Genomic DNA, 11,292 nt, shown 5'->3' on the forward strand with positions numbered 1-11,292 from the left:
ACGGCGCCGACGATGAGCCCGCGACGGGTGATCTCCGCATTGCCGTTGCGCTGTTCGTCCATGACGAACGAGGTTAGGTGTACCGTCCGACGCCCGGGTGAACCACACGGTGAGCCGGGATGTCGGTGAGCCGCATCGGGGGGCCCGCCGGGCCCGGCCCCGCGCCGGCGCGGCCTCGGATCAGTTGCGCAGCACGATCTGCCACACGATGGCCAGCCGCGGTTCTTCCAGGACGACCCAGTGGAAGGCCATCCCGGGCAGCAGTTCCGCGTACCAGCCGACGCCGTCCGGCGTGCCGGCCCCACCGCGGACGCGTCCGCCAGGCGGTCGAGCGCCCCGTGCAGTTCCTCCTGCCGCTCGGACCCGTAGGTCCCCAACTCCATCGAGACCTCGGCTGTGGTGGTCACCCGCAAACCGCTCACACGTCCCCCTCTTCCTCTTCGTCGTCTGCGTCGCACCGCGAACCGGCCCGCCGGTGATCAGTGCCCTCAGGACGCACCTGCCCCTGATGCCCGGCCGCACCCGGACTTTCTGGTGGGCGCCCGACCGGGGAGTGTCGGCGGCGGGTGTCAGTCGAGGGTGGCGAAGACGATGAGGTTGTTCACCGGGTGGCCGTTGGCGTCGAAGTCGCCGTCGCAGGTGATCAGCCGCAGGGCGTGCAGGGAGGTCGGGCCGTAGACCTGCTGGGTGGGGAAGGACTTCTTGCTGACGCTTTCCTTGCCCGTCACGGTGAAGTGCTCCGTCTGGCCACGGGTGTTGGTGACGATGATGTCGGCTCCCTGGTGGATCTTCCGGAGGTCGTGGAAGACGGCCCTGCCGTAGCGGGTGTCGTTGTGGCCGATGATCACGGCGGCGCCGGCCGCGCCGGGCACCGAGGCGCCGGTGTACCAGCCGGCCGTCATGCCCTGGTCGGCCGGCGGGACTTCGACCGTTCCGTCCGCGTTGAGACCGAGCCGCATCAGGGCGGAGGAGATCCCGACCGAGGGGATGGTGACCCTGGCCGGGGGCGCGGGCGGCGCGGTCCGCGAAGCCCCGGGTGACGGGGTGCCGGCCGCGGTCGGGGCGGACGTGGCCGGCGGACTCGTCGGGGACGGCGCCACCGCCGCCGAGGCCGCGTCGGGGGCGGCCGAGCAGCCGGTCAGTGCGACGAGGGCGGCGGGCACGACCAGGGCGAGGCAGGCCACGGCCGGCCGGGTGCGCGAGCGCCGTACCGGGGGGTGCGCGGGGGACACAGCAGGGAACACAACGGGCTCCAGGGCAGGACGAGGTGGCGACGCGGTGGCGCCGCCCGCCGGCAGGCGGCGCCACCGCGTTCGGTCGGACGCGGTCCGGGTCAGCCGTCGTGCCGGACGGCGGAGCGGCGGCGCAGCACGTAGGTGCCGGCGCCCGCGAGCAGCAGTGCGCCGGTGGCCGAACCGACCAGCGCGGTGACGCCGTTGTCGTTCCCGTTGTGCGCGATCGGCTCCTCGCCGGCGGCGACGGCGCCCCGCGGCGCGGTCTTGCCGGCCACGGCCTTGGCCTTGGCCTGCGCGGCGGCCTTGGCGGCTGCGGCCTGCTTGTCGGCGACGGCCTTGTCGCGCGCGCTCGGCGCCGCCGTCGTCTTGTCCGTGGTCGCCGACGGGACCGGCGACGGAGTCGAGTCGGCGACGGCCTCGGCGGCGGGGACGAGCATCGCGCCGACCGCGACGGCGGTCAGGACGGCGAGACGCAGGCGGAGATGGCGGGACATAAATGGCTCCAGTTCCGGCCCGGCCTTGGTGGTACCTGGATGCCGATTCGCACCAGGTTCCGGGCATGGCCCAAGACTGGCGACCGCATATGAAGAAGCTGTCAGGAAGTCATGGTCATCGCATCAGGGCGGGCCGGGGCGCCGCTCGGGGGCGGGCGGGGTCGGCGCGGGATCTTCCGGCCCGGCGGGAGCGGTCCGGCCGGGCGGCAGGTCGGGGGCCCGGTCCGAGGCGCGGTCCGGGGCCTGGTCCGAGGCGCGGTCCGGGATCTCCTCCGGGGTCGGGTCTGCGCTCGGGTTTGCGCTCGGATCGCCGGTCGGGTCCGGGACCCGCCCCCCGGTCCGGCCCGTGATCCCGCCCCCCGGTGCGGCGGGCGACTCCGCCCCGCCGGCCGTGACCGGCAGCCGTACGGTGAAGACCGACCCCTGCCCCTCCGTGCTCACCACGCCCGCCGTGCCGCCGTGGGCCTCGGCGAGCTTGAGGACGATCGCCAGGCCGAGGCCGCTGCCGCCGGTACTGCGGTTGCGGGACTTCTCGGCCCGCCAGAAGCGGTCGAACACGTGCGGCACGCTGTCCGCCGGGATTCCGCTGCCGGTGTCGGCCACCTCCACGGCCACCTCGTCCCCGGCGTCGCTCACATACGAGCGCAGCGTCACCCCGCCCCCCGGCGGGGTGTGGCGGATCGCGTTGGAGACCAGATTGCTGACGGCCTGCCGCAGCCGGACCGGATCGGCGTCGAACAGCGGCGGCCGCCGGGCGCCGGGCGGCGCGGCGGCGACGGCCAGCGTGACACCCGCGGTCTCGGCCGACACTTGGTGGGCGGCGGCGACCTGGCCGAGCAGGTGGTCTATCCGTACCGGCTCCCGGTGCAGGCGCAGCGCGCCCGCGTCGGCCGCGCCGAGATCCTGCAAGTCGTTGATGATGTGCTGGAGTTGCACCGCCTCCTCCAGCAGCGAGGAGACGAAGGCCGGGTCCGGCTCGGCCAGGCCGTCCTGGGCCGCCTCCAGCCAGCCGCGGATATTGCTCAGCGGGGTGCGCAGTTCGTGGGCGACGTCGCTGGCCATGACCTTGCGCTGTTCCTCCAGCCGGGCGCGGTGCGAGGCCATGTCGTTGAAGGTGGCGGCCAGCCGCCCGATCTCGTTGTCCGAGCCGATCGGCACCGGCGCCGAGTCCAGGCCGTCGCGCATCCGCTGCGCGGCGCCGGTGAGCGCGTGCAGCGGGCGCACCAGCCGGACGCCGGCGATCACGGAGGCGCCGACGGTCAGGGCCAGCACCAGCGCCGTGACCCCGGCGATGCGCGCGGTGTTGGCCGGCGACAGATCGAATCCGGGCACGCTGACGGCGGCGGGTGAGTCGATGAACAGCCGGGCCGGTGCGGCGACATAGGCGGTGAGCTGCTCGCGGCGTGCGGTGTCGACGCAGGCGGCCACCGCCCGGTCGTCCGCGCCGCTGGGGGGCTCGGGCGCGTCCATGGTGGGCATCGGGACGGCGGAGGCCTTCATCTTGGCCGCCCTGGCCGCCTGCATCCGCTGCTCGGCGACCTTCTTCTCGACGAGCTCCGGGTCCGGGACGGACGACCCCGGCCCATCCGCCGGTACCGCCGTGGCTGGCGCCTGGTCGTCCAGCTGCCCGTAGCCCCGGTCCCAGGACAGATCCGGATTCAGCAGCACGCCGCCGCGGCCCTCCCGTTTCAGGCAGGCGTCGGCGAGTTGGTCGAGGGAGTGCAGCGCCTTCTTCTCGGTCGGCGTGGGCGCGGCCAACTCGCCGGCCAGGCATTTGGCACCCACGTACTGGTCGGCGTAGCTGCTCACGAACTGGATCCGGGGCCGCCCGCTCGGGCTCCGGACGGCGTCCGCGGCGATGCCGGCGCTGCTGAGGCACCCCACCGCCGCGGCGGCGGCCTTCTGCAGGTCCCGCTGCTCTTTCGTGGGGAGCAGGAACGGCCCCACCGCGCGCGGGTCGACGCGGTCCACGCCGGTCGAGGCGGCATCGGGCTCCAGCGCGGGGTCGACGGTGAGCGGGTCGACGACCGCCGAGGGCTGCGCCGGCAGCGGGTCGGCGGACGAGGCGCCGGTGGAGTTGGATCCGGCCGGAGCGTCGGCGGCCGAACCCGCCGACGAACCGGCCGACGAGGCGCCGGTGTCGGTGGCGGAGTCGAAGATCGGATGCCGGTCCTGAGTGGTCAGCGCGATCCGGCGCTGGGACTGCCGGGCCAGTTTCCGCACGGTGGCGTCGACGCCGTCCCAGCTGGGGTGGGTGGCGGCGTAACCCATCAGCGCGTTGTAGATCTTGGCGTCGGCGGTGAGATTCTGCCCCTGCTCCTGGCGGATCGCGCCGGACGTGGTCTGCACGGCGAGCCAGGCGGTGGCGGCGACCGAACACGAGGCCACCAGCACCGAGATGGTCAGCAGCCGGCCGAGCAGGCTCTTGCGCAGCGGCAGCCGGGTCCGCCCGTTACGACGACGCACGGCGGGTGTCCTTCGCGGGGTCCGTCAGCTTGTAGCCGACGCCGAAAACGGTGAGCAGCCGGACCGGCCGCCGCGGTATGCGTTCGATCTTCTTGCGCAGATTCAGGATGTGCACATCGACGGTCCGGTCGCTGATGTACTTCTCGAAGCCGTGCAGTTCCTCCAGCAGCCGCTGCCGGGTGAAGACCCGGTCCGGCTCGGTCGCCATCGCGGCGAGGATACGGAACTCGCCGGGTGTGCACACCACCGGTGCCCCCGCCACCGACACCTCGTGCCGGGCCGGATCGACCCGGAGGGTGCCCACGGCCAGCGCCCCGTCGCCGGCGGCGCCGGGCAGCCGGCCGGGGGCGGGGCCGGCCGGACGCCGGTTGCGGCGCAGCAGCGTACGGACCCGGGCCATCAGCTCGCGCGGGCTGAACGGCTTGGTCATGTAGTCGTCGGCGCCCAGGTCGAGGCCGAGCAGCAGATCGTCCTCGGCGCTGCGGGCGGTCAGGATCAGCACCGGCACCTCCCGGTACTCGGCGCGCAGGATCCGCACCACGTCGAGGCCGTCGGCCTTGGGCATCATCACATCGAGGACGAGCAGGTCCGGCTCGTCGCGCCGCACCCCGTCCAGGGCCGCCCGGCCGTCCTCGACGACGGTCACGGTGTGCCCTTCGTGCTCCAGGTAGCGGCGCACCAGTTCGGCCTGTTTCGCGTCGTCTTCGGCGACCATGATGTTTGCGCACACGCCGACGATCGTAGCCAGCACGGGTCGCGGGCCGCTGATATCCGGCCGCCGGGCACCGGGAGCGGGGCGGCCGGAGGACCCTTTCCGGCGCCGCGGGCGGGCCGCGCCCGAGCCGGGTGCGGGCGTCGGGGAGCTGGGCCGGGGCCTGCCGCGGTGCCCGGTCCTGGGCCGGACACAGGCGGAACACAGGTGGCCGGCCCCCCGGGCCGTCCGTTGCGCGAATCCTTGACACGGTCGGTAGCGCGTCGTAGACCTCTCCCTGAGAGCGCTCTCCGAACGCCCGTACCGCAACTTCACGGCTGACCCTCCCCGTTGCGGGGCGACGTCGGCATGCCCTGATCCTCGTCCGTCACCGGACAGCGCATTCGAAGGGACACCCCGCATGTTCTCCTTACCGCGCATCATCCGCCGCAGCCCGAGCCGCCGCGCAGGGCCGCGCGGGCGTTCGGTCATCACCTCGCTCGCGCTGCTGGCAGCCGGGCTGACCGGCGCCGCGGCCACCACGCTGGCGGTGGCCCCGGCCGCGTCCGCCGACCCGGTGCCGCCCGCGCCGACCGGCTGGACCACGGTGTTCGGGGACAACTTCGCGGGCGCGGCCGGGTCCGCCCCCTCCTCCGCGAACTGGTTCTACGACATCGGGTCCGGCTTCGGTACGGGCGAGATCGAGCACACCACGAACTCGACCTCCAATGTCTATCTGGACGGCAACGGCCACCTGACGCTGAAGGCGATCAACAGCGGCGGGACCTGGACCTCGGGCCGTATCGAGAGCACCCGCGGCGACTTCCAGGCGCCGCCCGGCGGCAAACTGGAGATGACCGCCTCGCTCCAGCAGCCCAACCCGGCCAACGGCCTCGGCTACTGGCCGGCGTTCTGGGCCCTGGGCTCCACCATGCGGACCGGCGGCGGCTGGCCGCAGTCCGGTGAGATCGACATGATGGAGGACGTCAACGCCCTCAACGAGGGCTCCCAGACGCTCCACGACGGAGCCGGCAGCAGCGGGCACGCCCTGATCCCCTGCCCGGGGGCCGGGTCGAGCTGCCAGACCGGTTACCACACCTACTCGGTCATCGTGGACCGCACCAACACCAGTGCCGAGACGCTGCAGTTCCTGATGGACGGCACCGTCGAGAGCACGATCACCGAGGCGTCGGTCGGCACCGCGGCCTGGCAACAGGCCATCGACCACGGCTTCTTCATCATCTTCGACCTCGCCATGGGCGGCAACTACCCCGACGGCATCCAGGGTTCCACCACCCCGACCGCGGCGACCACGTCCGGCGGGACGCTGAGCGTCGGCTACGTGGCCGTCTACGAGCAGGGCGGCAACTCCACTCCGACCGGGACCGCCACCTCGACCGGGACCCTCACCGGCACCGGCGGGCTGTGCGCGACCAACCAGAACAGCCTGAACACCGAGGCCAACCCGATCGGCCTGGCCGGCTGCAACGGCAGCGCGGGCCAGCAGTGGTCGCCGTACACCGACGGCACCGTGCACGTCCAGGGCGGCTGCCTGGACGTGACCAGCGCCGGAACGACCAGCGGTACCACCGTCCAGTGGTATCCGTGCAACGGCACCGGGGCGCAGAACTGGGCCCACCAGGCCAACGGTGAACTGGTCAACCTCAACTCCGGCCTGTGCCTGACCGATCCGGGCGGCAACACCGCCGCCCGGCTCGACATCGAGACCTGCACCGGCGCCGCGAGCCAGCTGTGGACCCTGCCCAGCGGTGGCGGAACCTCCCCCACCGTGACCGTCACCAACCCGGGCAACCAGACCACCGCGACGGGAACCGCGGTCAGCACACAGATCCACGCCACCGACTCGACGTCGGGTCAGACCCTGACCTACAGCGCCACCGGCCTGCCCGCCGGGCTGTCGATCAACCCCAGCTCCGGTCTGATCTCCGGCACCCCGACCGCGGCCGGCACCTCGACCGTCACCGTCACCGCCAAGGACACCGCTGGCACCACCGGAACGACCAGCTTCAGCTGGACCGTCACCGCGGGCGGCGGCGGCACCTGCGGCACCACGAATCTCGCCCTGAACAAGACCGCGACGGCGTCCTCGCAGGAGAACGTCGCGTTCCCCGCGTCCAGCGCGGTGGACGGGAACAACGGCACCCGCTGGTCGTCCGCCTTCTCCGACCCCCAGTGGCTGCAGGTTGACCTCGGCGCGACCCACACCATCTGCAAGGCCGTCCTGAACTGGGAGACCGCCTACGGCAAGGCGTTCCAGATCCAGACCTCCAACGACGGCTCCACGTGGACGACCCTCTACTCCACCACCACCGGCACCGGCGGCACCCAGACCCTGAACCTCTCCGGTTCGGGCCGCTACATCCGGGTGTACGGCACGACCCGCTCGACCCAGTACGGCTACTCGCTCTGGGAGTTCCAGGTCTACGGCCAGTAGACCGGAGCGGCAGCGGGGTGCGCGGGCGGGTGTCTCGTCCGCCCGCGCACCCCGCCCGCCGGGTCAGTTCGTCGCGACCTCGACCCATACGGTCTTGCCCCGGCCGTTGGGCGAGCTGCCGAAGGCGGAGACGAGCGCGTCGACGATGACCAGGCCGCGGCCGTGCTCGAAGTTCCGCCCCTCCTCCTCGGACACGACCATGAAGGACGGCACCGGCGGCGTCGTGTCGGAGTCGATGACCTCCAGCCCGATGTGGTCGGCGAACTCCCGCAGCCGCAACTGCACATCGCTGTCGGCGTGGATCAGCGCATTGGTGGCCAGTTCCGACACGATGAGTTCGAGGGTGTCCGCGGACAGGTCGTAGTCCCAGCTCTCCAGCTGCGACCGGACGAATCTGCGGGCCGCCGCCACCCCCTGGAGGTCGTGCCGCTGGATGTCCAGCCGGCTCAGCCGCCGCGACGCCCCGAGCCGGGGCCCTTCGTAGCGCGCCAGGAGCAGGACCGCGTCGTCCCTCCGGGTGTCCGGCGGAGCCAGGCCGCCCACCACCTGGTCGGCGCTCTTCTCCAGGTTCTGCGTGCCGTCCCGGCCGACCATGTCCAGTTGCTGCTCGGCGCAGCTCTCCGCGTCCAGCGAACTGCCGTCGGCGAGCCCGTCGGTGTACAGCAGCAGCAGGGTTCCGGGGTCGAGCGTGGTCTCGAAGTCCTGGTAGGGGGTGTCGGGTTGCACGCCCAGCGGGGCTCCGGGCCGGGCGTCCAGGGGACCGTCGACGCCGTGCGGCCCGCAGGTCACCGGCGGCGGGTGTCCGGCCAGGCAGGAAGTGGCGACACCGGAGGTCCCGTCCAGGAACATCACACAGCAGGTGGCGAACAGATCCGTGTCCATGTCCGCCAGGAGCTTGCCGGCCCGCTCCAGCACCGCGGCGGGCGGGTGCCCTTCGCGGACGTAGGCGAGCACGGAGGTGCGCACCTGTCCCATGACGGTCGCGCTCTCCACACTGTGGCCCTCCACATCGCCCACGATCAGCGCGATCCGCTCGTCGGGGAGCCTGACGACGTCGAACCAGTCCCCTCCCGACATCGAGGTGGACACCGCCGGCAGATAGCGGGCGGCCACCACGAGTTCGGGCAGCTCCGACAGCGTGCGGGGAAGCAGCCGCTTCTGCAGGCTCTGCGCGAGCTTGTGCTCGCTCTCCTCCAGGCAGACCCGCTCCAGGGCCGCCCCCAGCATGCCCGCCATCACCATCATCACGGCCCGCTCCTCGGGTGCGAACCGGCGTGGCGCGCCGAAACCCAGGCAGCACACACCGATGTCGCCCCGGCTTCCCTTGAGGGGGAGATAGGCCGCGGACTCCCAGTCGTCCGCGGGCGCGTCGGGGTAGTCCGCCAGCTTTCCGGCCCGGTCGCCGTAGAAGAGCGGGGTCCCCCTGCTCAGCACCTCGGCGGTCGGCGTGCGGCCGTCGATGCCGCTACCGTGCAGTGCCGCCGTGCCGGGCGACTGCCGGCCGCTGTGGCCGGCGACCCACAGGCGCGAGTCCTCCACCCGGGTCAGGGCCATCTCCTGGGCCTTGAAGGGGATCATCAGATGCTGCTCGGCGGTGGCGGTGACCTGATCGCGGGTCAGGGCCCGGTTCAGCGATCCGTTGAGTTTGAACACCTGGTACATAAAGGTGTGCCCGGCCGAGCCGGGGGCGTCCGGCAGACCCCAGCCCGGCACCTCCCATTCGCCGAGCCCGGGTTGCTGCCGGTGCAGGGGGACGACCGTCGGCCACGGCGGCGGGCCGATGTCGAGACCCTGCTCGGCGACCGGGGCCAGCGCCCGGGCGAGGTCGCGGGCCCGCCGGGCCAGCCACTGCTGCGCCCTGGCGGATGCGGGGGTGGTGCCCGGCGCCGACCTCACCACGAGCGACATGACGCCGAACCGGCGGCCCTCATGGGTGATCGGCGCCGCGCTGACGCAGTAGGAACTGAGGAAGGCGGCCAGATCGTCCCCTTCGTGCGGGACGTACGACCCCTTTTTGATGACCGGCCGGTCGGTGCGGAAGGCCTCCGCCGACGGGTAGCTGCTGTCGAGGGGGAGCCGCTCGGGTATCGCGTGCATCGCCGGCGACGTACCGCCGATCATCGCGGCGCGCAACTCGGCCTTGGCCTCGTCCAGGAAGTAGACCGTGCAGATCACCCCGCCGAGCTCGTCGACCGCGTCGCCGACCGCCGCGCTCAGCAGGGGCGGCACCGCCGGATTCCCGTAGCGGTACACGGTGGGGGAGGTCCCGTCCCGGGAGTCCCTCGGTTCGGATGCGCTCATACTCGGCCACCCTCGGCTGGGATTTCCGCTCCTGGTCCCGCGGAGCCCGTCCGGGGACCCGCGCAGCACGGTGCTGCCCCTTCCAGAGTTTCGTCTGTCCCGTTTTTGGTGGATTACCCGCTTTTTCTGTGGTGCGCGGCGGGTGCCTCTCCGGATGACATCCCGGATGCTTCCTCGGGTGCTTTCCCGGGTGCTCCGGCCGGTGCCGGCTCTGCTGCCCGGTCGGACGCCTGCTCAGGTGCCTTATCGGGCGGCGAGCCAGTCGCGGTAGTGCGTCGGCGCCAGCCGGGCGTCCGGCCCGGGGAGGAGCGCGTCGCCGGTGACGGCCGCGAACAGCCCGGCCGTGTCGTCGGTGACCAGGGTCCGGGCGTCCTGCCGCGCGGCCAGGGTGATCCGGCCGAGTTCGTCCAGGCGGAAGACGTCCGGGCCGGCCACGTTCCGGATCCCGCCCAGCGGCGTGCCGCCGGCGACCTCGACCACCGCGGTGGCGACGTCCGCGGCCGCCATCGGCTGGATCGGGGTGGCGGGCAGCCGGACGGTGGTGTCGTCGGAGGTCCAGGACATGGTCGGCTCCATGAACTCGAAGAACTGGGTCACGCGCACGATGGAGTACGGCGTGGGCCCCTGCCGGAGCAGCTCTTCCTGGAGCGCCTTGGCCCGGTAGTAGACCAGCTCCGGCACCTGCTCGACACCGACGATGGAGAGGATGACCTGGTGGCGGACGCCGGCCTGGTGTCCCGCGGCGAGCAGGTTGGTCATCGAGGCGCGGAAGAAGTCCAGGGACGCCTCGTCGAAGGTCGGCGAGTTCGCCAGGTTGACCACGGTGTCGGCACCCTCCAGGGCCTGGTCCAGACCCTTGCCGCTGATCAGGTCGACGCCGGTGGACAGCGCCGCGGGCACCGCCTCATGTCCGGCCGCGGTCAGCTGCTGGACGACCTGCGAGCCGATCAGTCCGGTACCGCCGATGACGGTGAGCTTCATTGCTGTCACCTTCCGGGGCGTGCCGAGCGGGCACGCCCGGGTTCCAGGAGGACGCGGGGGGCGCGCCTTCAACTCGGATACTTCTTGTCCGAGATCATAGTCGGATAGTCTTTGTCCGAGTCAACCGGGTGGGAGGTGCGGGCATGAAGTTGTCCGGCGGGGTCGAGTGGGCGCTGCACTGCTGTGTCGTGCTCACCACGACGACGGACCCGGTGCCCGCGGCCCGGCTGGCGGAACTGCACGAGGTGTCCGGCAGCTATCTGGCCAAGCAGTTGCAGGCCCTGTCCCGGGCCGGCCTGGTGGACTCGGTCCAGGGCAAGGCGGGCGGATACGTGCTGACCAGGGCCCCCGAGCTGATCAGCGTCCTCGATGTCGTGGTGGCCGTCGACGGGGCCCAGCCCGCGTTCGTGTGCACCGAGATCCGCCGGCGCGGCCCGCTGGCGACCCCGCCGGAGGCCTGCACCCGCCCCTGCGCGATCAGCCGCGCGATGGCCGGCGCCGATGCCGCCTGGCGGGCCGCCCTGCAGGCGATATCCGTAGCGGACCTCGCCGGGAGTGTCGAGCAGGACAGCGGCCCGGCCGCGCTGGCGGGTATCCGCACCTGGCTGACCGGGCCGGACGGCGGGGGCGCGTGGGGCCGCGTGGGGCCGCGTGGGCTCGTGAGCCCGC

The 11,292-nt window shown here is 72.6% G+C and carries 8 protein-coding genes; 2 read left to right on the plus strand and 6 right to left on the minus strand.

The features are described from left to right. Positions 1–569 precede the first annotated feature (569 nt). The 4 genes from GA0115240_RS19245 to GA0115240_RS19260 all read right to left on the minus strand — a co-directional run bounded on the left by GA0115240_RS19245 (position 570) and on the right by GA0115240_RS19260 (position 4,925). Complete coding sequence (locus GA0115240_RS19245) at positions 570–1,184, minus strand: class F sortase (protein ID WP_256069885.1); 615 nt, start codon at positions 1,182–1,184, stop codon at positions 570–572. A gap of 149 nt (positions 1,185–1,333) precedes the next feature. Further along, complete coding sequence (locus GA0115240_RS19250; protein WP_093737918.1) at positions 1,334–1,729, minus strand: hypothetical protein; 396 nt, start codon at positions 1,727–1,729, stop codon at positions 1,334–1,336. 123 nt (positions 1,730–1,852) lie between these two features. After that, a complete protein-coding gene (locus GA0115240_RS19255) occupies positions 1,853–4,195 on the minus strand; it encodes a sensor histidine kinase (RefSeq protein ID WP_256069886.1) in 2,343 nt (780 codons plus the stop codon). Then, complete coding sequence (locus GA0115240_RS19260) at positions 4,182–4,925, minus strand: response regulator transcription factor (protein WP_093737924.1); 744 nt, start codon at positions 4,923–4,925, stop codon at positions 4,182–4,184. The genes GA0115240_RS19255 and GA0115240_RS19260 overlap by 14 nt, the downstream gene beginning before the upstream one ends. Positions 4,926–5,307: 382 nt before the next feature. On the opposite strand from GA0115240_RS19260, the gene GA0115240_RS19265 reads away from it, so the two are divergent. Beyond that, positions 5,308–7,341, plus strand: coding sequence for a ricin-type beta-trefoil lectin domain protein (locus tag GA0115240_RS19265; protein ID WP_093737919.1), 2,034 nt, complete (start codon positions 5,308–5,310; stop codon positions 7,339–7,341). A 63-nt stretch (positions 7,342–7,404) separates the two neighbouring features. Here the strand turns inward: GA0115240_RS19265 and GA0115240_RS19270 are convergent, their stop codons facing one another. Together GA0115240_RS19270 and GA0115240_RS19275 are read right to left on the minus strand one after the other, a co-directional pair. Continuing rightward, on the minus strand, positions 7,405–9,642 hold the full coding sequence (locus GA0115240_RS19270) for a SpoIIE family protein phosphatase (protein WP_093737920.1): 2,238 nt from the start codon (positions 9,640–9,642) through the stop codon (positions 7,405–7,407). Positions 9,643–9,885: 243 nt separating this feature from the next. Then, positions 9,886–10,623 carry an SDR family oxidoreductase gene (locus GA0115240_RS19275; RefSeq protein WP_093737921.1) on the minus strand — a complete coding sequence of 246 codons (738 nt, stop codon included), beginning with the start codon at positions 10,621–10,623 and terminating at the stop codon, positions 9,886–9,888. Between the two features lie 143 nt (positions 10,624–10,766). On the opposite strand from GA0115240_RS19275, the gene GA0115240_RS19280 reads away from it, so the two are divergent. Beyond that, the coding region (locus GA0115240_RS19280; RefSeq protein WP_093737922.1) for an RrF2 family transcriptional regulator at positions 10,767–11,292 on the plus strand (526 nt) is incomplete at its 3' end.

It is taken from the genome of Streptomyces sp. DvalAA-14 (genome assembly GCF_900091855.1).
In the GTDB taxonomy this organism is placed as follows: domain Bacteria; phylum Actinomycetota; class Actinomycetes; order Streptomycetales; family Streptomycetaceae; genus Actinacidiphila.

Coding starts and splice junctions, on each gene's coding strand:
- GA0115240_RS19270 (WP_093737920.1), bottom strand. CDS start 9,642: ATGAGCGCATCCGAACCGAGGGACTCCCGGGACGGGACCTCCCCCACC.
- GA0115240_RS19265 (WP_093737919.1), top strand. CDS start 5,308: ATGTTCTCCTTACCGCGCATCATCCGCCGCAGCCCGAGCCGCCGCGCA.
- GA0115240_RS19250 (WP_093737918.1), bottom strand. CDS start 1,729: ATGTCCCGCCATCTCCGCCTGCGTCTCGCCGTCCTGACCGCCGTCGCG.
- GA0115240_RS19275 (WP_093737921.1), bottom strand. CDS start 10,623: ATGAAGCTCACCGTCATCGGCGGTACCGGACTGATCGGCTCGCAGGTC.